We start from the raw sequence: 23,969 nt of genomic DNA on the forward strand, positions 1-23,969 counted from the left end.
GATGTTCTCCACGTTTGGGGGGACCGCTCTTAGGCGGCGGCCTCTTCTTTATTGGACAGCTTGGCGGCTTCTTCGGTCACGACACGGTTGCCCGGGACGCAGGGAGCCAGCACTTTCACATACAGAGCGGTACCCAGCTGGGCGCCGACTATGGGGCCGAGGATGGGAACCCAGAAGTAGGGGTTGTCGCGACCGCCGGTCAGGGCCACATCGCCCCAGCCTGCAAAGAAGGCGAACAGTTTGGGACCAAAGTCACGGGCCGGGTTCATGGCAAAGCCGGTCAAGGGACCGAGGGAGGCGCCGATCACCGCGATCAGTATGCCGATCAGCAGGGCGGCGGCGAAGCCTTTGGGGGCACCGTTGTTGTTGTCACCCAGCGCCATGATGCCCAGCATCAGGACGGCGGTGATCACCAGCTCGACCGCGAATGCCTGCATGTTGGAGAGCAGGGCATTGGGGTAGGTGGAGAAGATGCCGGCGGTGCCGAGGCTCTCTACGCTGCCGCGCACCACGTTGTGGGTCAGTTCCCACTGGGTGAAGAGGTTGCCATAGAGGAAGTAGACCAGGGCGGCGGAGGCGAAGGCACCCGCTATCTGGGCGATGATGAAGGGCACCACCTTGCGCTTGTCGAAGCCGCAGAAGGTCATCAGCGCCAGGGTCACCGCCGGGTTCAGGTGGGCGCCAGAGATGCCGCCGGTCACATAGATGGCGATGGCGACCCCCAGGCCCCAGGTAATGGAGATTTCCCATTGCCCGAAGTTGGCGCCAGCCAGCACCAGGGCGGCCACGCAACCGACGCCGAAGAAGATCAGCAGGCCGGTGCCGATAAACTCGGCGAGGCACTCGCCGAGCAGGGTATTGGGTCTTTGTATGCTCATAGTTGTTATTCCTTATATCCACCCAGAGTAGGTTTGATGTTCCGTTTCGTTATCTTGCATTCCCATTTTTTGCGTCCGAAAACGTTTCTTCTTGTTATTTGAGCTGACGCAAACGTTATGCTCGTTTGCGCTCGTTCTTGGACGAGAGAGAAAATAAACCTTCTGTGCCAATTCACCAGACCCCCGCCACCGGAAATGTGGACAAGATCCCATTCATTGCTAAGAAAATGTGACGAAAAGCAACTGTTAGCGGCGTTAATACTCCTTAGTGGGTATCTGCATTCCTTGCCCTGCAAGGGCTGGCGGCCGATGAGCGATCACTCATCAGGTGACATTTTTTGTAATAAAACTGCAATAATTTAGCCTTCATCACAGATTGAATGTTCACAAATGAGCACAATAGGCTCGCTTGCGAATAAGGACTCATCTGGTCGCAGGCATGATCGGGGCACCCTCAACCGCCCATAACAACAATAAGGAAGCAGAACATGCTTAGTCTCTTCAGGCCTGCACCCCACATAGAGCGGCTACCGGCCGACAAGGTGGATCCCTTCTACAAACGCATGCGCTGGCAGGTGTTTTTCGGGATCTTCTTCGGTTATGCCGGCTACTACCTGGTGCGCAAGAACTTCAGTCTGGCGATGCCCTACCTCATCGAGCAGGGCTTCTCCCGCGGTGATCTGGGCCTGGCCCTGTCCGGCGTCTCCATTGCCTACGGTCTCTCCAAATTCCTGATGGGGAACGTGTCGGATCGCTCCAATGCGCGCTACTTCCTCTCCGCCGGCCTGCTGCTCTCGGCTGGCATCATGTTCATGATGGGGACAGTGCACTGGGCCACCTCCAGCATCGCCATCATGTTCGTGCTGCTGTTCCTCAACGGCTGGGTTCAGGGCATGGGCTGGCCGCCCTGTGGTCGCACCATGGTGCACTGGTGGTCACAGAAGGAGCGGGGCGAAGTGGTCGCGGTCTGGAACGTGGCCCACAACGTGGGCGGCGGCATGATAGGTCCGCTGTTCATCCTGGGGATGGGCTGGTTCAATGACTGGCGCAGTGCCTTCTATGTACCGGCTGCTGCCGCCGCCGCCATTGCGGTGATCGCCTTCTTCGTGATGCGTGATACCCCGCAATCCGTGGGTCTGCCCCCCATCGAGGAGTACAAGGACGACTACCCGAAGGATTACAACGAGAGTCACGAGCAGGAGTTTTCCGCCAAGGAGATCTTCGTCAAGTACGTGCTGCACAACAAGCTCTTGTGGTACATCGCCATTGCCAACGCCTTCGTTTATCTCATTCGTTACGGTGTGCTGGACTGGGCTCCGACCTACCTGAAAGAAGCCAAAGACTTCAGCGTGGATCACTCCTCTTGGGCCTATTTCCTGTACGAGTGGGCCGGTATTCCGGGCACCCTGCTGTGCGGCTGGATCTCTGACAAGATGTTCCAGGGCCGCCGCGCCCCGGCCGGCATCCTCTTCATGGTGCTGGTGACCCTGGCTGTGCTGGTCTACTGGCTCAACCCGGCGGGCAACCCCACCGTCGACATGCTGGCACTGGTCGCCATCGGCTTCCTGATCTATGGCCCCGTCATGCTGATCGGTCTCTATGCGCTGGAGCTGGCGCCGAAGAAGGCGGCCGGTACAGCGGCGGGCTTCACCGGGCTGTTCGGTTATCTGGGTGGCGCCGTGGCGGCCAACGCCATGCTGGGCTACACAGTCGACCACTTCGGCTGGGACGGCGGTTTCATGGTGCTGACCGCATCTTGCGTGCTCTCCATAGTGTTGCTGGCAATGACCCTCAAGCACGAGAACATTGCCGTGGCGGCCCGCAAGGCCGCTGCCGACAAGGCATAAAACGTGATCCTGCCCTTATCAGTCCGAAAAGGGATAGGGTACACTGCCAAAGGCCCCGCAATGCCGGGGCCTTTTTTCGTCTCTCAAGCGGAGTGCAAGCGTGAAGCAAACCCAACGACATCTGGAGATCCTGGACGTCCTGACAAGGCAGGGCTTTGTCTCGACCGACGATCTGGTGACCCATTTTGACGTCAGCCCCCAGACCATTCGCCGGGATCTGAACGATCTCGCCGAGCAGAACAAGATCAGGCGCCATCACGGCGGGGCCTCCCTGCATTCGAGTACCGTCAATACCGCCTACAGCGCCCGCAAGGTGATGCAGCTCAAGGAGAAGGAGCGCATCGCTCGCGAGGTGGCCGCCAATATTCCGGATGGCTCGTCGCTCTTCATCGACATCGGCACCACCACAGAAGCCATAGCCCGCGCCCTGCTGGATCACCGGGAGCTGCGTGTGGTCACCAACAACCTCAACGTCGCCAGCATTCTCACCGCCAAGGATGACTTCACCGTCATCATCGCAGGTGGCGAGATCCGCAACCGGGATGGGGGCATAGTGGGGGAGGCGACCCGTGACTTCATCGGCCAGTTCCGCATGGACTATGGCGTCATCGGCATCTCCGGCATCGACAACGACGGCTCATTGCTCGATTTCGACTACCACGAGGTGAAGATAGCCCAGGCCATCATAGCCCACTCCCGCCAGGTGTTTCTGGCCGCCGACCACACCAAGTTCGGCCGCAATGCCATGGTCAACCTCGGCAACCTCAACCAGATCCACGCCCTGTTCACGGATCAGGAGCCGCCCGAGAAGTTGATGCGACTGATGTCCCAGCATCAGATAGCCTGCCACATCTGCTGAGTCTCCCCACGCCGTATTAGCATCAGGCCGCCACCGGGCGGCCGCTTTCTTGTCGCTCTCTCTCGGGGCCTCTCCCCATGGCGGCCGCCTTGCTCCTGCTACCTTTCCCCTTTGTCCCTGTGGCGCCGCACTCTGCTGGTCGCTGCGCGACTTGAGCTAAAAACAGCGGCTCTCTCCTCGTCCTCCATGGTGTGTTTCTGTGCTGGTGGCCCTCTCAGAGTCGGGCCCTGTCGGCCTCGGGCAGCCGCGCCCGTATCCGCTGCGGCAGATTCGCCCTGGTAGTAGGTGCCATGGCAAGGCTCGGGGCGGCATCTTGTCACCGACCGGCAGCATTTTTAGCATTGTCAGAACAATCGCGATCACATTTCCCTCATAAAATGTTCGTTTATCATTTTTTCATGTTCTAATATGAGCGAAATCAAACATTGCCGGCATGGCGAACACAAAATAAGAAAGTAGGTGAACATGAGCGAACATTATGATCTGGTCGTCGTCGGCGGCGGCATCAACGGGGTCGGCATTGCGGCGGATGCGGCGGGGCGGGGGCTGAAGGTGGCGCTGTTCGAGGCGCAGGATCTCGCCTCGGCCACCTCGTCCAACTCCAGCAAGCTGATCCACGGTGGCTTGCGCTATCTCGAACATTACGAATTCAGGCTGGTGAAAGAGGCGCTGGCGGAGCGGGAGGTGCTGCTCGGCATGGCGCCGCACATCGCCCGTCCCATGCGTTTTCGCCTGCCGCACCGCCCGCACCTGCGCCCGGCCTGGATGATCCGCGCCGGCCTCTTCCTCTACGACAACCTGGCCAAGCGCGACAAGCTCAAGGGCAGCTGCGGCCTGCGCTTCCTGCCGCAAGATGGCCTCAAGAACGGCATCAACAAGGGCTTCGAGTACTCGGACGCCTGGGTCGACGACGCCCGCCTGGTGGTGCTCAACGCCATGATGGCCCGGGACAAGGGCGCCGATGTGCAGACCCGCACCCGCTGCGTCAAGGCGGTGCGCGGATCCAAACACTGGACCCTGACCCTGGAGCGGGAAGGGGGCGAGCAGTTCACCGTCACCTGCCGTGGCCTGGTCAATGCGGCCGGTCCCTGGGTCAAGACCTTCTATGACGAGAGCCTGCACGAGAAATCCCCGCGCGGCATCCGCCTCATCAAGGGCAGCCACATCATAGTGCCGCGCATCCATGAGCGCGAAGAGGCCTATATCCTGCAAAACGAGGACAATCGCATCGTCTTCGTCATCCCCTACCAGCAGGACTACTCCCTCATCGGCACCACGGACGTGGAGCACCATGGCAGCCCGCGGGAGGCGAAGATCAGCGAGGCCGAGATCAATTACCTGTGCAAGGTGGTCAACGCCCACTTCACCCGCCAGATTGCGCCCTCCGAGGTCATCTGGACCTATGCCGGGGTGCGGCCGCTCTGCGATGACGAGTCCGACTCTCCCCAGGCGGTGACCCGCGACTACACCCTCGAACTCAGTGGCGAATCCGACGGGGCGCCGCTCTTGTCCGTGTTTGGCGGCAAGCTCACCACCTATCGCAAGCTGGCCCAGGCCGCCTGCAACAAGCTCAAGCCCTGGTTCAGCCAGATGGGGGATGACTGGACCGCCAGCAGCCGTCTGCCCGGTGGCGAGTTCGACTGCTCCACCACAGAGCTGGCCCGCGCCTACCTGCTCGAATTCGACTGGCTGGATGAGCGCAGCGCCCGCCGCATCGCCGAGGCCTATGGCAGTCACGCCCGTCTCTGGTTGCACGAGGAGCGCGGTCAGCACTTTGGTGCCGGGCTGTACGAGTCGGAAGTGCGCTATCTGATGAGCCGCGAGTGGGCCCATTCGATGGAAGACATACTGTGGCGCCGCAGCAAGCTGGGGCTGCGCCTCTGTGATGCCGAGCAGCAGCAACTGCACGCCTGGCTGGAGCATCACCATCACGCCCTGCCCAAGGCAAGCTGATGACAAGGCGGGCGGCCCTGGCCGCCCGCCGTTAAACTGCAATAAACCTCTGCTATAACAACTACCTACATCCAATAAACAATAACAAAGAGCCGTTTTTATGAAACAACCTCACCTCTCCCTGGTGGCCCTTGGCCTCGGGGTTGCCCTCGCATTGCCCGCCCTGGCCGCCGATGACGGCAAGATAGTGATCGCCCACCGTGGCGCCTCCGGCTATCTGCCCGAGCACACCCTGGAATCCAAGGCGCTGGCCTATGGCATGGGGGCCGACTATCTGGAGCAGGATCTGGTGATGACCAGGGATGACCAGCTGGTTGTGATGCACGATCACTTCCTCGACGGCATCACGGACGTGGCGACGCGCTTCCCCGGCCGCGCCCGTCCGGACGGTCGCTACTACGTGGTGGACTTCACCCTGGCCGAGGTGCGCTCCCTGCGCATGACGGAGCCCTTCCAGCTGGTGGAGGGCAAGCAGGTGCCCGTCTATCCGGCCCGCTTCCCGCTCTGGAAGTCCGACTTCAAGATCCACACCTTCCAGGAAGAGATAGAGATGATCCAGGGGCTCAACAAGAGCACCGGCAACAACATCGGCATCTACCCGGAGATCAAGGCCCCCTGGCTGTTCCGCCACGAGGGCAAGGACATTTCAAAAGCCGTGCTTACCGTGCTCAAGGAGTACGGCTACACCGGCAAGGACGACAAGGTCTATCTGCAGAGCTTCGATGTGGATGAGCTCAAGCGCATCAACGGCGAGCTGATGCCGGCGCTGGGCATGGACTTGAAGCTGGTGCAGCTGATGGCCGAGACCGACTGGAACGAGACCATGGTCTACGACACCAAGGGCAAGGCGACCCCCTACAGCTATGACTGGATGTTCAAGCCGGGGGCCATGAAGACCATAGCCGCTTACGCCGACGGCATAGGCCCCTGGAAGCCGATGATAGTCACCGAGCCGGGCACGCTCGGCAAGCCGGTGTTCACCGGCATGGTCAAGGAGGCCCACGCCGCCGGTCTCAAGGTGCATCCTTATACCTTCCGCCAGGATCAGGGGCAGATCCCGGCCTATGCGAAAGACTTCACCGACCTGCTCAACATCTTCCTCTATCAGGCGGATGTGGATGGGGTGTTCAGCGACTTCCCGGACAAGGCGGTGGCGGTCATCAAGGCCCACGGCAAATAATAAAAGAAGAGCAACACGGGAACGCAAGCGGGGCCAGGTGCCCCGCTTTTTTATGGCGGCAGGCCAGCCCCGGGAGTGATGAGATATAGGGTGTAATTATTTGTTTACGTTTTTCGTGGTGCAGGGGAGCTTTTGCACGCTACTTTCTTGCTGTTTTGGTCACGGGAGTGGTCATTAATCCATCTGTTGATGCAGTAAACCGCTAGTTTCACTTGATTGTTTGCTTTTCCTTGGTAAGGTGAGGGCGGTTGCGTAACAAAGCGCTGACTTGTGTAAACAAATAAATACACCTTGGCGCAATTGGCTTAAATACTGTAGAGAGAATGAGAAAATGCAAAGAGACCCCCTGAACAACATCCATATCCAGTCCGAACAAGTGATGATCACGCCTGCCCAGCTCAAGGAGAAGTTACCCATCTCCGACAAGGCGCTGGCATTCGTGCAAGGGGCCCGCAATACCATAGCCGACATCATCCACCGCCGGGATCACCGCCTGCTGGTGATCTGTGGACCCTGCTCCATTCACGACATGGACGCCGCCAAAGAGTACGCAACCAGACTCAAAGCGCTGCATGATGCCTACCAGGGCTCTCTCTACATTGTCATGCGGGTCTACTTTGAGAAGCCACGCACCACTGTCGGCTGGAAGGGCTTTATCAACGACCCGAATCTCGACGGCACCTTCGACGTTGAGTTGGGGCTGCACCGCGCCCGCGAGCTGCTCTGCTGGCTGGCGGAGCTGGAATTGCCGCTCGCGACCGAGGCGCTCGATCCCATCAGCCCCCAATACCTGGCGGAGCTCTTCTCCTGGTCGGCCATAGGCGCCCGTACTACAGAATCCCAGACCCACAGGGAGATGGCGTCCGGCCTCTCCATGCCGGTCGGCTTCAAGAACGGTACCGACGGCAACCTGGGGACCGCCATCAATGCCCTGCAGGCGGCCTCCAGCCCCCACGCCTTCATGGGGATCAACCAGCAAGGTCAGGTCGCGCTGCTGCAGACCCAGGGCAACCCGGATGGCCACGTGATCCTGCGCGGTGGCAAGCACCCGAACTACGATTCGGTCAATGTGTCGCTGGCGGAAGAGGCGCTGGAAAAGGCGGGCCTGCTGCCCGGTCTGGTGGTGGATTGCAGCCACGGCAACTCCAGCAAGGATCACCGTTTGCAGCCCAAGGTGGCGGACAACGTCATCCACCAGATCCAGGAGGGCAACCGCTCCGTCATAGGGGTGATGCTCGAATCCAATCTGTTCGAGGGCAACCAGTCCAGCGAGCAGCCCAAGGAGCTGATGCGCTACGGCGTCTCCATCACCGATGCCTGCATCGACTGGGAGACCACGGCAACCCTGCTGGCCCGCTGCCACAGCCAGCTGGCGGCGCCGCTCAAGAGCAGAACCGCGCTGTAAGTCGTGGTATCTTGTCGTAACTGATTGAACCATAGAGGTATCACTGTCCACGCAGTGATACCTTGTTGCCTCTTGAATCACAGGGCGCCGCCGCCAGCGGCGCCGGCAGGGACTGGATATGGCTGAAGAGTTGAATGCCCTCAGGGACAAGATAGATGTGGTGGACAGGCAGCTGATCGATCTGCTGGCCGCCCGTCTGACCCTGGTGGGGGAAGTGGGTGAAGTGAAGAGCCGCCACGGCCTGCCCATCTATGCGCCGGACAGGGAGGCGAGCATGCTGGCACGCCGCCGCACCGAGGCCGAACTGCTGGGGGTGCCCGGCGATCTCATCGAAGATGTGTTGCGCCGGGTGATGCGCGAGTCCTACATCCTCGAATCGGCCAGCGAAAAAGAGAACCACTTCAAGTGCATGAAGCCGGATCTTGGCAAGGTGGTCATCATCGGCGGCCAGGGTCAGCTTGGCCGCTTGTTCGGCCAGATGTTCGGCCTCTCCGGTTACAGGGTCGAGACCCTGGAGCAGGGGGACTGGCCGCGCTCTGACGCCATCCTCGCCGATGCGGGTCTGGTGATGGTGGCGGTGCCCATCGACATCACCTGCCAGATCATCGACCGGCTCGGCAAGCTGCCAGCAGATTGCCTGCTGGTGGACGTCACCAGCGTGAAGGCGGCGCCACTCGAACATATGCTGGCAGTGCACCAGGGGCCTGTCTTGGGGCTGCACCCCATGTTCGGGCCGGATGTGGCGAGCCTGGCCAAGCAGGTGATCGTCTGCTGCCAGGGCCGTGACCCTGCCGCCAGCCAGTGGCTGCTGGATCAGATGACCATCTGGGGCGCGCGGCTGCAGCAGGTGGAGGCCAAGGCCCACGACGAGGCCATGACCCTCATCCAGGCGCTGCGCCACTTCGCCACCTTCGCCTACGGCTGGCACCTCTCCCGGGAGCAGGCCAACATCGACCGTCTGCTGGCGTTGAGTTCCCCCATCTACCGGCTGGAGCTCGCCATGGTAGGGCGGCTGTTTGCCCAGGATCCCCACCTCTATGCCGACATCATATTGTCGTCACCGCAGAACCTCGCGATGATCCGCCGCTACTACCAGAACTTCGGCGAGGCGCTGGGGCTGCTGGAGCGGGGGGACAGAGCCGGATTTATCGAGGCCTTCTCGCAAGTGTCCGGCTTCTTCGGCGAACATGCCGACGAGTTCCTGCGCGAGAGCCGCACCCTGCTGGCCCAGGCCAACGACCGCCGTCACCACGACTGACGGCACGCATCCATAACAAAGGGGCCACTCGGCCCCTTTTTTTCATGCTGATCAGGCTGAAGCCCGGCTACTCGGCGGATGGCAGCCGCAGATCGGCGCCATCCCAACCCAGCGGCAGGGTGAGCAGCTGATCGATCAGCTCCCGGCGATCGGATTTCTCCAGATAGGCGAGGTAGAGCGGGCGGCTCAGCGCCTGCCCCCCTTCCACCAGGTGAAGTTGTCCCTGCTCCAGGAAGGGGCTCACCATGCGCCGCGGCAGATAGGCGGCGCCCCCATTGGCCAGCACGAACTGCAGCGCCATGCTGGCTGAGCTCGAATGCAGCACAGGGGTCTTCTGCAGGCTCTGCAACCGGCTCGATGGCGGCTCGAAACTGGTGCCCCAGTCGAGGTGAATATGGGGCATCTGCATCAGGCTGTCGGCATTGGCGGCCGGCTCCCGGCTCACCAGCTCGAACACCAGCTCGCCTATGGGGTGCAGGGCTATCTCGTCTATCTTGGTCGGCTCGGAGAGCAGGGCGAGATCGAGGGAGCGCTCCAGCAACTGGCGGCACAGGTGCTCGCGGGAGGCGGTCTCGAGCCGCACCGCGAGGCCGGGGGCCAGCGCATAGACATGGTTGAGCCAGTCGTTGAAGTCGAGCTCCCAGAACACCGCGGGCGCGCCTATGGCGAGCTGCTGACTGAAACCGGGGGAGAGGGCCACGTCCTGCTTGGCGCGGCCCAGGGTGTGCAAGATGGCGTCTGCATAGGGCAGCAGACGCTCACCGGAGGCGGTCAGACGGATGTTGTTGCGATGGCGGGCAAACAGGCTGACCCCGAGTTGTTGCTCGAGCTGGCGGATCCGAAAGCTCACCGCCGATTGGGTCAGGTAGAGATTCTCGGCAGCCCGGCCAAAGTGCCGGGTCTTGCTGACCTCGATGAAGGTCCGAAGCAGCTCGGTATCCATTAATCGAGGGACTCGTCGCTGCCACCGCCGCCGCCGCCTTCAAAGCTGCCGCCCGTGTCCTCATTGGCGCCACCCGCGACTGTGCACAGACGGTGCACCCGCTTGGGACCAATCACCTTCAGGTACTTGAACCATACCTTGGCGTGGGGGTTGCTGCCGGCTGCGCCAGACTTGACCTGCTCGATGAAGGCAGTTTCTACGTCATCGCGTGGGGCCAGGTTGCCCTGATAGAGCGCCAGCATCACAGTGCCATATTTTTCCAGACTGTCCGCTTCGGCCACGGTGAATTCGCCACTGCGACGCAGGCCACGGGGAAAATGTTTGAAGTCGTTGAAACGCTTGTCTGATTCGAAGCTCATAGTGCTCTTGTTCTGGTTAGTTTGACCTTTGCGGGCAAGTATCATCAGGCCGTCGCAGAGTGCAAAATCAATTTTCTTACTATGTTAATAAATATCTTTTATCGAACAGCCTTTGTCTCATCCCGAGGGTGAATTTTGCGGTCAGCTGCACAAAAAGCCTGAAAAATAGTGGAGTTATGTCAGGTTTTGTACAGCTGCGCCCGCTCTCTGCGGGGTGAAAACAATAAAATAAAGGCGCCATACGGCGCCTTTATTTGTGTTCATGAATTGGCTGAACCTGAGCGTTGGACACTCATTCAATCATGGCTGGCTGGGCCAGGTTGTCGGCACGCCACAGACGGTAGCGCACTTCATACTCCTGCGGCACATAGATGACGAACGGCAGCTTGGAGTTGTAGTTCACGAAGAAGCCCTGACCATAGATCTGGACGAAGCTCTCTTTCTTCTGGCCATCCGGGCAGGCCATCAGGGTGCTGACGGGACCCGAGACCTGGCCCAGGGTCAGGTAGTTGTAGCCCCAGCCCTTGACGCTGTGCTGTTCCAGGTTGCCGGCGAAGCGGGGCAGGTTGCAGTCAACCAGCATCTTTTTGCCCACTTGCAGCTCGACCATCATGTCGGCTTCGTTTTCGACTTCCGGCAGGCGGATCACCACACGTTCCTGGTTCACTTCGGCGGCAGGGAACATGCTGATATCAAATTTTTTCGGTTCGGCGGCGAAGGCATGGCCGCCCAGTAACAAGGCGCCCAGCAGGCTAAAACGCAATACGGTTTTCATCTGTACCTCATGGGATTGGTTCAACGCCGCTAGACTAACCGCTCTGCCCGTTTCACGCCAGCGCTCCGGCGCGCAAAACCAGCCTGAACCGGCACAGGGTGACGTAATTTGATGCTTTTTTGACGCCTTCCACCACAAAAAGGCCATTCGGGAGTAAACCGGGCAGGGGAGTCCCCGCCCGGACGCCTCACCTTACCAGCAGCACCTGCTTTGCCCAGGAACCTGGGGCCCGCATGCCGATGGCGCCACTGGTGATGTCCAGATAGGCGACCCCCTTGCTGGCGGGGACCGGGGTCGAGGACCAGAGGTAGACATAGCCGTCGTTCACCTCCTTGCCGTCCCCGGCCATGGCGCGGGGGAAGAGGGTCTCGTTCAATGCCGGCTTGTAGCAGGCGGACTCCAGTATGCTGATGAGCTCCTTGATGGTAGGCAGGCGCCAATCGGTGTGGCCGCCGAAACCGTGGAGGGCATGGCTCGGCTCGGTGCGGATCCGCTCTGCGGTCAGCAGGGCCTGCTGCCAGTAGAGCCGGGTCGGTTCGCCGCTGCAGCTCCCATTTTGCCAGCGTTGACCGAGCTGGCAGCGCATCCAGGTGAGGCCGGAAGCCCTGTCGGTGACTGTGCCGTTGCCGCGATCCAGGAAGCGGGAGCTTGGGCTGGTGCGCGGCATGGTGTCGTCGCAGATGGCGATGGCCAGTGCCAGCGGGCTGCACAGGGTGAGCAGCAGGGTCAGAAGATACTTGTTCATCGGGTTACCTCGGCCACCAGGCGCAGTTGTATGGCATTGATTTCATTTTCGTTCTGGACGCCATAGGGGTAATCGGTGCCCGCATCCTCCCCCAGAAACTGGGGACTGATGACGGCGATGGGGACGCTCTCGAGGCGCCGGGACGGGGTCAGGGTCTGGGTCCAGTAGCTGCCATCGAAGTCGCCGCTGGAGGGACCGACGTCGGGGAAGTAGCGCACATCCAGGCTGACCAGCTGGCCATCCTGGCGGGCGAGGGAGCCGTAGTGCTGCAGGCTGCCGAGCTCCTGGGCCGTGGGCAGGCGCCAGTGTCCTATGCCGCACAGCCGCTGTGCATTGAGCCACTGGCGATACTGCTCTGTGGAGCAGATGGCCTCCCCCTGGGGGCAGGCATAATCCAGCTCCGCCTGACTGGGGTGATAGTTGCCAAACTCCCAGGCGAAGACCCTGTGCAGATCCCGCGGACTGTCGGCATCATCGAGCTTCTTCTCCCAGATGAGGCCGGTGTTGAGATCCTCCACGCACTCCCACTCGTCGGCGTTGTCCGCCAGGGGCTGCCCCTTGCCGTCCAGCTTGCGATAGCGCAGGGGCGCCTGGTCCAGGCTCGCCTCCTGGCCCGGGTGATCCGCAGGCTCCTGGGTCAGCAGGTAATCCACCCCGTCCGTGTAGGTGGTGACGCCGCCGGCGGTCACCAGGGCCCGGGGTTGTTGTTGCTGCAGCACGGCGGCGAGCCTTGCCTGCTGGCTCAGGAGCTCGGGGCTGGCGGCAAAGTGCTGGGCGAGCTCGGGCAACAGGGTGACCAGCCCCTGCCAGATCTGGCGCTGGCGATCGCTGGCGGTGAGAGCGGGCAAGCTGGCGGCGTCATCCCGTGTCGCCAGGGCGAGCGCTTCCAGTGCCCTGTTGAACTCCTCCAGTTGCGCCAAGGCCGCGAGTCCCTGGCCCGGTTGCAGGGGGGCCAGGGCGAGCAGCAGCTCGGCCAGGGCCTGGGCCGGCGGGATCCCGTCCGCGACCCGGGTCTGCAACAGCGTGCTCAAGGGGGTGGGGGTGAGGCGCTGATCGTCCAGGCGCGCCGCCGGGTGGGTCAGGGTAAGGGCGCCCGGATCCCGGGGGATGAACAGCAAGGGGCTGGTGAGCAGGCCGGGAGCGCTGTCGCTCAGCTGACGGGCGCCGGCCTCGCCACTGACCACGGGCTCGCCTGGCTCGCAACTGTCGTTCTGGTTCAGGTTGACGCACAGGGTGCCCGCCGCTGGCAGCTTGACCGTCAGGCGATAGTCGGGGGGCGTCAGGGGCGCCTCATCGGACTCGCCACCACCACAGGCGCTGAGCAGGGGGGCCAGCAGGCAGGCCAGCGGGGTCATTCTCATCTTCATTTCTTGTCCTTTGAGGGGCCTTGGCCCCTCTTTGCTTTTATAGGGATGGATCAGGTGCGACGGCTGAGGCGGCGCCAGAGGGCCAGCGGCAGCAGCCAGAGCAGGTTGAGGGCTCCGCCCCCGCTGCTGTCCGCGGTGTTGAAGTGGATGATGCCGTCATCCGGCGGGGCGACGGGCTCACCACACTGGGCGCCGATGCGCTGGCTGATGCTCCAGCCGTTGATGCGCCCCTGATTGCCCGGCTTGCTGTCCACCACTTCCAGGGTCCAGCGACCGGCCAGCGGCTCCCCCTCCAGGGGAGTGAAGGGTTGCAGGGGCAGCAGCTGGGTGGGGAAGACCCCTTTGAGCCGTGGCAACGGGCTGTACCCCTTGTCCCAGATCTGGATGCGGGTGCCTGAGGGGGAGTTGAGCCAGATCTCCAGCTCATCCAGAGCCTGGTGCTGCAAGTCCAGGTGCAGTTGCAGGCGATCGCTCACCCGGGCGTCGCTTTTTTCCAGCACCAGGCTGGTTTCGCTGATGCCGCGCACCTCCTCGCTCTGGGCATCCTTGAGGGCCAGCGGCTGGCCGTTGGCCCGGCTGATGATGGGGGTGCCTATGGGCAGGGTCAGCGACTGCTGCCACTGACGCTCGGTCGGACTGGTGCCGCTCATGGCGAGGCTCAGCGGCAGGCTCACCTCGTCGCCACAGGCCAGCGGGCTGGTGGCCAGCAGCCGCAGGGTGGCGATGGTGCTGGCGCCGGCCGCCAGTGTGGTCGCTGACCAGGCCAGGGGATCGGCCTGCAAGCCGGCGGGCAGGGACAGGGTCAGGGCGTTGAGGGTCACCGGGGCGCTGCCGGGGTTGCTGAGGTTCAGCTGCACCGACTGGCGCTGATCCAGCACAAGGGCGCTGCCCTCGGCCAGGGCTATGTTGACGGGCGCCTGCAACAGGCCGTGCTGGCGGAAGGCCTGCTCCAGATGGCGGGCATAGGCACGCGCCGGGTAGAGGCGTGCCGCCGTGTCCACTGTGATGCGGGCCAGCTGCGGCATGCGGATGGCGGGGCCCAGCCCGAAGTGGGATTCGATGATGACGCGGTCAAATTCGTCCCGCGCCCCTTCCCCGTGCTCGGCCACCGACGCCAGCAGGGCCTGGAACAGCGGTGTGCCCCACAGCTGATCCCCGTTGCTGCCGTTGATGGTGCGGTGAGCCGGGTAGTTGTAGTCCGGGTGGTAGCGGGCCCGAGCATCGTCCAGCTGGCGCGGGGCGCGGTCGGTGAAGCGGGCATCCCAGTTGAACACAATGGCAGGCTCGAACTGGCGGCCCGCCTCGCTGCGCTGGCGATGGCTGGCGGCCAGATAGTCGCCGAAGCCCTCGCCGATGGCGCCCCAGTCACCCTCTTCCCCGAGATCCGGCAGGATGTGGTGCTGCACGCCGTGGCCGAACTCGTGCCAGATGACCATGGGATCCTCGGCATCGGGGACGCCGCTGCGGCCCAGCTCCAGCCTGCGCTCGAACGGATCGTAGAGAGAGTTGTCCTGATAGCCTGCGTCCGTGTCGACGTCGAGGGCGCCGGGGATGAGGTCGGTGAAGCCGAGCGCCTTGAGGTGGCGCTGGGCGAGATCCAGGTGGTAGTAGGCGTTGATGTCGGCAAAGCCCGGGTCGTCCCGGGTCAGGCGAAAGGCCTGCTGGCTGTCTGCCCCGTAGGGGGTCGTGGTGGGCTCGATGGCATCCACCACTCGAGCGTGGGGGCCGCTCAGCACATAGTCAGTGCCCAGCAGGGTGACCGGCAGTGCCACCTTGTCCTGATAGGCGGCATCTGCCAGCACCAGGGCCTCGTGCCAGACCAGGCTGGCGTCTTGCAACTGGGTGCGGGGATCGGGATCGAACACCCGCGCCAGGACGCGCTGATCCCCCGCATCCGGGGTGCGCACAGCCTGGGTGCTTGCCTGATCCCCCCAGCGGCCAAGTTCGCGATCGCCGTCGCAACTGGCAAACAGCTGGACTCGGCTGGCCTTGGCATTGCCCGCCTTGTGCTCGCTCACCCGCTGGCGCAGGGCCGGCACCAGGGTGTCGCCGTCACGCCAGTACCAGGCTTCGACCTGTCCCAGCGGCGCTATCTGGCTGCCGTCGGCGCGCAGCAAGTCCAGCAGGGGATCCAGGCTGGTGCTGGCATCGCAGCCGGGCGCTGCGCTCTGCAGGGGGCGCAGATTGTGATAGAGGCGCCAGGGTCTGCCGGCGCTGTCTATGCTGACGGCGGCCTGGGTGGTGGCCACCGGCAGGCCGTTGACCAGCATGCGGAAGCTATGGTGGTGGCCGAGCAGGCTGGCCCTGTCGTAGTCGGGGGCGAGGGTCACGCCCAGGCGCTGCTCCAGCCAGGCCTGGGGCGTGGTGGTCAGGGGTTGTTCATCGACAAACTGCAGCTCGGCCGCCAGCAGGGGCTGGGAGAGCAGGGTTGCCGCCAGCCAGAGGGCCAGGGAGGAGGGTTTCATGGGTGACTCCAAAACAGAAAAGGTGAATGGGGGCATCAGTGACGGACCCCCGCCAGGGAGAGCAGGAAGGCATACTCCCGGGCTGCGCGCAGCTCGGCCGTGCGGGGATTGGCCAGGTGGCCCCCCTCGAGTTCGGTGTGCAGCAGATAGGGGCCGGCCCCTGTGCTGTGGGCTCGCAGGCGGGCCAGCCACTTGAGGGGCTCCCAGTAGGGCACCTGGCTGTCGTGCAGCCCGGCCGTCACATAGAGGGGCGGGTAGGGGGCCGCGTGCAGGTTGTCGTAGGGGCTCAGGCGGCGCATGGCCGCATAGTCGGCCGGGATGGCCGGATTGCCCCACTCCCCGTACTCCTGGCGGGTGAGGGGCAGTTCGGGATCCTGCATGGTGCCGAGCAGGTCGACGAAGGGCACCTGCAGCACGGCCCCGGCGAAGCGGGTCGGCGCCTGATTGAGGGCCGCCGCCACCAGCAGGCCGCCGGCACTGCCTCCCATGGCGAACAGCCGGGCGGGATCGATGGCGGGATCCCGGGCCAGGCTCTCTGCCACCACCAGGAAATCGTCCACGCTGTGTTGCTTCTGCTGGCCGCGACCCTCCTTGTACCAGGCCTCTCCCAGCAGACCGCCGCCGCGCACATGGGCGATGGCGTAGACGAAGCCGCGATCCAGCAGGCTCAGCACCTGGGGCTGGTAGTAGGGGCGCATGGGGGTGCCGTAGGCGCCATAGCCGTAGAGCAGCAGTGCCTTGGGCGCCTGAATGTCCTTGCGCCACACCAGGGAGACAGGCACCCGGACGCCGTCCCGGCCGACGACCCAGCGCCGCTCGCTTTGGTAGGGAGAGGAGGAGGCTGGCTGCTCCTGGCGCCAGGTGCCGGAGGCCAGATCCAGCCAGCGCTGGTGCGGCGCCTCGGCCATGCCCTGGCGGCGGATCAGGATCTGCTGGCTGGCGGGGTCATGGGCACCCTGGATCCAGGCCGTGCCGGCCCCTTCGGTGAGCACCAGGCTGTGGGTCAGCTTGCCGCCAGCATCCAGCACATCGAGCCAGTCGTCCCCGGCCTTGCGGTATTGCAGCACTGTGTGGTGGGCAAACAGGCGCCACTTCTCGAGCTCACGGCCCTCGCCTGACCAGAGGGGTTGCCAGGGCCCGCTCGCTACCTGAGCCAGGCTGGGCGCCTGATAGAGACCCATGGCCCCGGCCCGGTTGCTCTTGACAAGCACCCTGTCCCCCTGGGTATCCAGGTAGTACTCGAGGCCGGGCTGGCGTGCCTTGATGAGCACTGCCTTGCCCTCATCCAGCAGGTATTGCTCCGAGCTGTCGTGGTTGTTGCTCTGCAAGATGAGGTGACGCTTGTCCGTGGTGCGATAGAGGCTGAGCAGCCAGGCGGGATCGGCCTCCTGGTGCACCAGCGCCTCCTTGCCTGCCTGCCAGGCCCATAGCTGCCAGGGGCGCAGGGTGTGGCGCTCGTTGGCGACCGTATAGAGGGTCTTGCCATCCAGGCTCCAGAGCAGGTCGGCGGTTCGGTGCGCCAGGGTGGCCTGGGCCTCGCCGCTCGCCAGATCCAGCAAGGTGATGCGGTAGTCCCTGTCCCCTCGGTTGTCTTCGGCCAGGGCAAGCAGGCGGCCATCTGGGTGCAGGGCCCAGGCGGCAATCTCGTAATAACCCTGGTCGGGTTGACGGGGGGCCAGCCGCTGGCGGGGGGCGGAGCCTGCGTCGCTGCGCTGCCACAGGCTGCCGTCCGCCTCCATGCGCCACTGGCTGCCGGCCTCGGTCAGCCACTCCTCTGGCAGGGGTTCGCCCCGCTCTCTGGCCTGCCACTCGGCTTGCAGTGTCTTCGCAAGCGGCTGCTGGCCGGCGAGCTGCTGTTCGGTCCAGCGGTTCTGCTCGCGCAGCAGCGTTAGCAGCTCGGGGGAGCGGCGACTGTCGTCACGCCAGCCGCCATAGGGATCGAGGCGGGCTATCTCTCCCTTCATCAACTGTGGGCGCTCGGGGATAAGGGGCGCGGCCTCCTGGGTTGCCTCAGGAAGCGGGGCGGCAGGGGCCGGGGTGGCCAGCAGGCTGGCCAGTACAAGCAGGCTGTGCATCAGATCCCCACGAAGGTGTAGCGCAGGCTGGCACTGAAGGTGCGGCCGCTCTGGGTGAAGAGTCCGGCATCGGTCCCGGCTTCCAGCCCGGCCACGTCCTGATAGCGGATGTAGCGGGTGTCGAACAGGTTATCGAGCTTGAGGTTGACCTTGAGGGCATCGGTGATCAGCCAGTCCGCCGTCATGGCGAGGCTGAACCAGCCCGCGCTGGTGAGGCAGGCATCCTGGCGCTTGGTCAGGCTGTTGCCACAGCTGGGCACCCTGTCCATGGCGGCGGCGTAGTCCGCCTGCACCCCCAGGCTCCAGTCATGGGTCTGGTAGCTCAGGCGGGTGTTGCCCTCCAGGGGGGTCAGGGTGCGCAGCGCCTCGCCCTGGCTGTCTTCCCCGTCGACCCAGCCGAGCTTGGTAGCCAGCTCCCACTCCTGGGTCAGCCAGTAGCTGGCGGCGATTTCCGCCCCCCAGGTCTCGGCCTTGGCCACGTTGCGGTACTGGCGCAGTATGACGCCGTCACTCAGGCGCAGCCCCACCTCGCGCCAGTCGATGAAGTTGTAGTAACGGTTGTAGAAGAGGGCCGGCTTGATGCTCCAGCTCTCCCCCTCGCCACTCAAACCCCACTCGAAGCTGTGGCTGGTCTCCTCCTTCAGATCCGTGTTGGCGATGATCTGGAACGGCGGCAGGGCGAAGTAGTGGGGAATATTGCCGTACACCTTGTCGTAGGAGGGAGCGCGAAAGCCGTTGGCATAGCTGAGCCAGCTGCGCCACTGCTCGTTGATGCGGTAGCTGGTGGCCAGGCTCGGGGAGAGATGCCAGCTGTGGTTCTCGCCCTGATTGCCATCTTGCGGGCGCAGCCACTGGTGATCCATGCGCAAGGTGGGGGTGAATTGCCACCGGCCCAGGGTCGCCACGTCGCCGAGCCAGACCCCGGCCCGGTCGGTGCGGGCACTGCTGAAGGGCTCGGACTGGCTGGGCTGGGGCACCCCCGCCTCCAGGCTCAGCTTCTCCACCGGCCGCTCGTGGCGGGTACGCTCCAGCTCGACGCCGTAGCTCAGCTTGTGGGCGATGGCGCCGGTGACGAGATCCCGGCGTACGTCCAGCTCGCTGCCGACGCGGTCTTCGGTGAAGGTGGAGAGCTCTCGCTCGCTGCGGTAGCGGGGATAGCCGCTCAGCAGGTCGTTTTGCAGCAGGCTGCGCTTGTTGGCGCTGTTCTTGGAGTGGTTGCCATAGAGGCTCCAGGTGAACTGATCCGCCAGCAGGCTGCCGAGATCGCTGGCCTCCCAGCCAAGCTTGCCCCCCTGGGTGCGCTGGCTGCCTTGCTCATTGTATTGGCGCACCTGCCACTTGCCGTCGGGCTGGGGTACTTCGCGCGGTCCCTGATCCCGCTGCGCATTGTCCTCGAAGTAGTCGAGCTCGAGGCGCAGCAGGTGGTGATCGCTTAACGGGAAGCGGGAGCTGGTGGAGGCGCTGAGGCCGTCCAGATCCGCCGGGATGCGGCTCTCGTCATAGTTGGCGGTCTCGTGTCCCTGCCAGCCGGAGACCCGCAGCAGGTGCTCGCTATCCAGCACCCGGGCGGCGCCGGTGGCGCTCAGCTTCTGCTTGTCGCTGCTGCCATCCTGCAGCACCTTGCCGCCGAGATAGGCATCCTGCCCCTGCAGGTAGTCCTCCGGCTGCTTGGTGGAGATGACTATGGTGCCGCCGATGGCGTCGGAGCCATGGAGGGAGGAGCCGGCACCCTTGGCGACCTCGATCTGCTTGACGTCATCGAGATCGAAGCTGAAACGGCCCACCTTGTCGTTGAGGTCGTCGGCGCCGAAGCCGTCGCTGACCCGCACCCCATCCTTGATGATGAGCACCCGGTTACCGCCCATGCCACGGATGATGATGTTTTGTGGCCGACCGGCTGAGCCGGTCACCGAGACCCCGGGTTCGTTCTTGAACACGTCGGTGAGTTCGGTGGCGACCTGGCGATCCAGATCTTCTTCCGTGATGACTGTGATGGAGCCGGAGACATCGGACAGCTTCTGCTCGATGCGCTGCCCCTTGACCACTATGGTCTCGTGGGCCCTGGGTTCGGGATCTGTCCCGGCGGGATCGCTGGCGGCCAGGGCTGTACCGGACAGCAGCATGGGCCAGTAGTGAAGCAGTGTTTTCATTGTTGATAATGATTTTTATTTAAGCCTGAAGGGCGCGGATTATTGCAGATGAATCCCTCCGCATCAACGATTGATAATCATTATCATCTTTGTTTTATGATCTTGATCGGACTGAGGTTTTTTGAGAGAAGAGTCAGTAGCTGCAGGGCATACGTTTGCGAATGGCACTGGCCGGGGGAGGGGATGAGGTGCGTCCCTCCTGGATCTCGAGACAATAAAAAGCCCGCCGAGAAGGCGGGCTGATTGAATCCATAAGAGCACCTAGGGGGTGCGATAGAAGCGGTTGAGCTCGTTCATCACCTGGATCATGGCGCCCATGTCCGGGGTGCCGTGCTTGATGGGGCGATAGGTATTGCGATCCAGCAGCTCGAAGTCACCCTGCTTGTTGAACTGGGTGATGGTGTTGTCCTGATAGATGGCAAAGTCATTCTGATCGCCGGCCAGCAGCCAGTTGCGCGGGCTGGTGTCAAACAGGCTGCGCCCCGTGCTGTAGTCGCGAGGGGGGTTGCGTACCCCCAGCATGCCCTTCATTAGGGTCGGCACCAGATCCAGGTGGCTGCTTGCCTGCTCCTGTGGCTGGCTCTCGACCCCGGGCCAGGCGAGCACCAAAGGAACCTGCACCTGATAGGGAGAGTAGTTGCTGCCATAGCCCCAGCTGTTGCTCTGGGTTTCGTTGAACTCCTGGCCGTGATTGGAGGTGATGACGACTATGGTCTGTTCGCTCAGCCCCTGCTGTTGCAGTTGGGAGAGCATCTGCTCCAGCAGCTGATCGGTGTAGAACACCGAGTTCTTGTAGCGATTCTCCAGCTTTTGCAGGTTCTCGGGTCTATAGGCGGTGGCCGGGTTGAACCGGGTCAGCTCGGGCTGGAAGGGGCCCTTGAGGCTGGCGGGCACCTGATAATCTCCCGGGCTCGAGAGATAGACCAGAGAGAACCAGGGTCTGTCCGCGGTGCGGGTGCCAAGCCACTGCTGCCAGTCGCCGATGAGGCGAGTGTCATCACTCTGGCGGGAGACAAACACCTGCTTGCGCAGGCCGGCGAGCAGGCTCTGCTGATATTGCTTGGCGTCTTCCAGCGCACCGAACAGGCCGAACTGGTAGTCCTGGCGCAGCATCTCGTCAAACAGCACCGGCGGGCGCTTGTCGGCACGGATGTCGCCATAGTAGTGGCCGGGCAGCCCGTAGAAGAGGCCGAACATCCCCATGGCGTCATCGTTGCCGCCACTCATGTGGCGTCTGTAGTTGAGGTGCTGATCCGCATAGCGCTGCAGATTGGGCATGTTGATGTTGTTGAGCATGTCGGCCCGCAGGGAGTCGACCACTACCACCAGCAGGTTCTTGTGCTCGCTCGGCGCACTCACGCTGAGGGGGCGCAGGGGATAGAGCAGGCGATGCTCGGCGCTGCCCTGGTTCTCGGCCTTCTTCTCATACTGCTCGAGATCGAGCCAGCCATGCTTGGCCAGGAAGCTTCGGGCTGTCATGGGATAGGAGAGCGGGAAGTTGGCGCGCTGCATGGTGATGGGCTGATACAGGGTCGCATCGGCCCAGCTGTTGACCAGGTGAGTCAGCATGAAGCAGACCAGCAGGGCCAGCCCTACCTGATTGCCGTACTGGCGGCGTTTGCGCTTGTTGATCTTGCGCCACACATAGGCCGACAGCAGCAGTTGCAGCAGGAAGATGGTGGGCACGGCGACGAAGATGATGCTCCAGATAGAGCCCTCTTCGGTCTGGGCCTGATCCAGCAGCAGTTGCCACACCTGACCATTCAAGTGGAACTTGAACAGCTGGAAGACCTGGGTATCGATGAGCAGCAGCACCTGCGCCAGGGTGGCGATGATGGCCGAAATGAAGCGCAGGGGCTTCTCCCTGGGCAGCACGAAGCTCAGGGGGAAGACGGTCAGCAGATAGGTGACGAAGCTCAGGAACGAGAAATGACCTATCCAGCTGATGATGAGATAGGTGACCCCGAGCGTGGTCGATGGCCAGCTGATGGAACCCAGATAGCGGGTCGCGATCAGCATGGCCAGGATGATGTTGAAGAAGGAGAACCAATGCCCCCAGGTGATCAGGCGAGAGACGTTATCACGATAGGGGTTGCCGGTTTCGACCATAATGATCCATCTGCTTGAAAAACATCAAAGAATGCGAAGAAACTCAGTGAGCATCGTGGCGATGATCCACCGAGGCGGTGAGCGCCTGGATGTACTTCTCGGTGATCGCCTGACGCTGGGCCGGGGCCATACCGTTGATGATGTTGGTGGTCAGGTTGCCAAGCACCATGAGACTGAGATCCACCGGCGCCTTGTGTTTCTCCAGGGCGGTGATCAGGTCGTTCATCAGGGCGTCAAACTGCTCGTTATTGTACTTTGATACGATGGGCATAATCTTGGGTTCATCTCGGTTCAAAGCGCCTTATAATACTTCACCCTTTCGGCTAACACTATGGCTTTGTGACATGAGTCTCGATATCGACAAGATCATTCTTCACTCCCTGCGCGCCGGCAATGACGGTCAGCCGCACGCCGATACCCGCAGTCAGACTCTGCCTGCCGACGAGGCGGTGCAAGGGCTGATGGCAGAACTGCATCGCATCTACAACGGCAAGGGTGGCAAGGGCTTCGGTTTCTTTGCCGACCCGGAAGCCGCCGTCGCCGAGCTGGCAGAAGGTGAAGAGGCTCCCAAGCAGCCGTCTCCGGCCTTTCGCATCGCCCTCGAACAGCTGCTTGGCGAGCAGACCGAATTCGTCCCCTTCTCTATCACCCTGACCCAGATGCTGGTCAAGCAGCTGGTGGAGCACGCCCTGGACGAGCAGGGCGTGCTGCTGATTGCCAAATACAACTATGTCGGGGTCGATTATCTGATGATTGCCTTGCTGGAGGGCAAGGAGAGCGTCACCGTCAGCGAGGCGCTGGACCTGCGTCACATTCATTACCTGGATATCGGCAAACTCAACCTGGTGGCCCGCATCGATCTGACCGAATGGAAAACCCAGCCTGATTCTCGCCGTTATATCACCTTCAGCAAGGGGCGGGTCGGCCGCAAGCTGGGGGCCTTTTTCATGGATTTGCTGGGTGCCCGCGAGGGCATGGATGCCAAGGTACAAAATAAAGGCTTGCTGCAGGCGGTGGACGATTATTGCGACAGCCGCCAGCTCGAACCCGCCGAGCGCAATGATTACAAGAAGCAGGTCTTCAAATATTGCACCGAGCAGGCGAGCGCCGGTGAAGAGATCGAAATCAAGGAGCTCTCGGCGGAATTGCCTGGCGATGGCGATCTCGATTTTTACAGCTTCATCGGCCAGGAATACGAGCTGGAAGATCGCTTCCCGGCCGATCGCTCCACCCTGCGCGGCCTGACCAAGTTTGTCGGCTCGGGTGGCGGCCTGACCTTGAGCTTCGAGCAGAAATTGCTGAACAGTCGGGTCTTCTACGATCCCCAGACCGACACCCTGACCATACGGGGCGTGCCGCCCAACCTCAAGGATCAGCTGCTGCGCCAGTCATAATGTGATCCAGTCACCATTTCTGGCAAAAAGGCACCGGAGTTCGCTCCGGTGCCTTTTTATTTAAGGGGGAGATGAACCTGGAATCCGGCTTGGTACTTTTGTTAACACATTAAACAAAATAATGGAGTTGAAAGGGTTTTCAATGGGGTGAAACCCCTTTCAACGGTGTAAATTTATTTCTTTTTGGTAATTAATTTTCCATGCAAG

General features: G+C 62.6%; 18 protein-coding genes. 7 read left to right on the forward strand and 11 right to left on the reverse strand.

All coding sequences use genetic code 11. The features are described 5' to 3' along the window. Positions 1-29 precede the first annotated feature (29 nt). A complete protein-coding gene (locus OC537_RS03425) occupies positions 30-878 on the reverse strand; it encodes an MIP/aquaporin family protein (RefSeq protein ID WP_005327692.1) in 849 nt (282 codons plus the stop codon). A 488-nt stretch (positions 879-1,366) separates the two neighbouring features. On the opposite strand from OC537_RS03425, the gene glpT reads away from it, so the two are divergent. The 6 genes from glpT to tyrA all read left to right on the forward strand — a co-directional run bounded on the left by glpT (position 1,367) and on the right by tyrA (position 9,380). Then, positions 1,367-2,725 (forward strand): glycerol-3-phosphate transporter, encoded by a 1,359-nt coding sequence (glpT, locus tag OC537_RS03430; protein ID WP_168235412.1) that lies wholly within the window; start codon positions 1,367-1,369, stop codon positions 2,723-2,725. A gap of 100 nt (positions 2,726-2,825) precedes the next feature. Further along, the gene (locus tag OC537_RS03435) at positions 2,826-3,584 is read left to right on the forward strand and encodes a DeoR/GlpR family transcriptional regulator (protein WP_005328190.1); all 759 of its coding nucleotides are present in this window, start codon (positions 2,826-2,828) and stop codon (positions 3,582-3,584) included. Positions 3,585-4,049: 465 nt separating this feature from the next. Then, positions 4,050-5,537 carry a glycerol-3-phosphate dehydrogenase gene (glpD, locus tag OC537_RS03440; RefSeq protein ID WP_262109390.1) on the forward strand — a complete coding sequence of 496 codons (1,488 nt, stop codon included), beginning with the start codon at positions 4,050-4,052 and terminating at the stop codon, positions 5,535-5,537. 100 nt (positions 5,538-5,637) lie between these two features. Further along, positions 5,638-6,717, forward strand: a complete 1,080-nt coding sequence (gene glpQ / locus OC537_RS03445; protein WP_262109392.1) for a glycerophosphodiester phosphodiesterase — start codon at positions 5,638-5,640, stop codon at positions 6,715-6,717. A gap of 331 nt (positions 6,718-7,048) precedes the next feature. Further along, positions 7,049-8,122 carry a 3-deoxy-7-phosphoheptulonate synthase gene (locus tag OC537_RS03450; RefSeq protein WP_262109394.1) on the forward strand — a complete coding sequence of 358 codons (1,074 nt, stop codon included), beginning with the start codon at positions 7,049-7,051 and terminating at the stop codon, positions 8,120-8,122. 118 nt (positions 8,123-8,240) lie between these two features. Then, positions 8,241-9,380, forward strand: coding sequence for a bifunctional chorismate mutase/prephenate dehydrogenase (tyrA, locus tag OC537_RS03455; protein WP_262109396.1), 1,140 nt, complete (start codon positions 8,241-8,243; stop codon positions 9,378-9,380). Between the two features lie 67 nt (positions 9,381-9,447). Here tyrA and hdfR read toward each other — a convergent pair whose 3' ends face one another. The 10 genes from hdfR to OC537_RS03505 form a co-directional block, all read right to left on the reverse strand. Next, entirely contained in the window at positions 9,448-10,323 is an 876-nt protein-coding gene (gene hdfR, locus OC537_RS03460) for an HTH-type transcriptional regulator HdfR (protein ID WP_025326467.1), read from the reverse strand. Further along, a complete protein-coding gene (gene maoP / locus OC537_RS03465) occupies positions 10,323-10,682 on the reverse strand; it encodes a DUF413 domain-containing protein (RefSeq protein ID WP_162520133.1) in 360 nt (119 codons plus the stop codon). Before maoP ends, hdfR begins: the two co-directional genes overlap by 1 nt. 292 nt (positions 10,683-10,974) lie before the next feature. Then, complete coding sequence (gene eco / locus OC537_RS03470; RefSeq protein ID WP_005328180.1) at positions 10,975-11,457, reverse strand: serine protease inhibitor ecotin; 483 nt, start codon at positions 11,455-11,457, stop codon at positions 10,975-10,977. 187 nt (positions 11,458-11,644) lie between these two features. After that, the gene (locus OC537_RS03475; RefSeq protein WP_106887284.1) at positions 11,645-12,202 is read right to left on the reverse strand and encodes a DUF1566 domain-containing protein; all 558 of its coding nucleotides are present in this window, start codon (positions 12,200-12,202) and stop codon (positions 11,645-11,647) included. Then, a complete protein-coding gene (locus OC537_RS03480; RefSeq protein WP_182310771.1) occupies positions 12,199-13,557 on the reverse strand; it encodes a DUF1566 domain-containing protein in 1,359 nt (452 codons plus the stop codon). Before OC537_RS03480 ends, OC537_RS03475 begins: the two co-directional genes overlap by 4 nt. 62 nt (positions 13,558-13,619) lie before the next feature. Then, a complete protein-coding gene (locus tag OC537_RS03485; RefSeq protein ID WP_262109408.1) occupies positions 13,620-16,034 on the reverse strand; it encodes a proprotein convertase P-domain-containing protein in 2,415 nt (804 codons plus the stop codon). Between the two features lie 35 nt (positions 16,035-16,069). After that, positions 16,070-18,109: a prolyl oligopeptidase family serine peptidase gene (locus OC537_RS03490; RefSeq protein ID WP_262109411.1), complete on the reverse strand. Its 2,040-nt coding sequence runs from the start codon at positions 18,107-18,109 to the stop codon at positions 16,070-16,072. Continuing rightward, the gene (locus tag OC537_RS03495; RefSeq protein WP_262109413.1) at positions 18,109-20,259 is read right to left on the reverse strand and encodes a TonB-dependent hemoglobin/transferrin/lactoferrin family receptor; all 2,151 of its coding nucleotides are present in this window, start codon (positions 20,257-20,259) and stop codon (positions 18,109-18,111) included. The genes OC537_RS03490 and OC537_RS03495 overlap by 1 nt, the downstream gene beginning before the upstream one ends. A 261-nt stretch (positions 20,260-20,520) precedes the next feature. After that, entirely contained in the window at positions 20,521-22,368 is a 1,848-nt protein-coding gene (locus OC537_RS03500; RefSeq protein ID WP_111912764.1) for a DUF3413 domain-containing protein, read from the reverse strand. Positions 22,369-22,411: 43 nt separating this feature from the next. After that, a complete protein-coding gene (locus OC537_RS03505; RefSeq protein WP_011705556.1) occupies positions 22,412-22,639 on the reverse strand; it encodes a DUF1414 domain-containing protein in 228 nt (75 codons plus the stop codon). A 73-nt stretch (positions 22,640-22,712) separates the two neighbouring features. On the opposite strand from OC537_RS03505, the gene yejK reads away from it, so the two are divergent. Then, complete coding sequence (gene yejK / locus OC537_RS03510) at positions 22,713-23,762, forward strand: nucleoid-associated protein YejK (RefSeq protein WP_262109418.1); 1,050 nt, start codon at positions 22,713-22,715, stop codon at positions 23,760-23,762. Positions 23,763-23,969 lie beyond the last annotated feature (207 nt).

Origin of the sequence: Aeromonas sp. Marseille-Q5825 (assembly GCF_946892685.1) — a bacterium.
Taxonomy (GTDB): domain Bacteria; phylum Pseudomonadota; class Gammaproteobacteria; order Enterobacterales; family Aeromonadaceae; genus Aeromonas; species Aeromonas rivipollensis.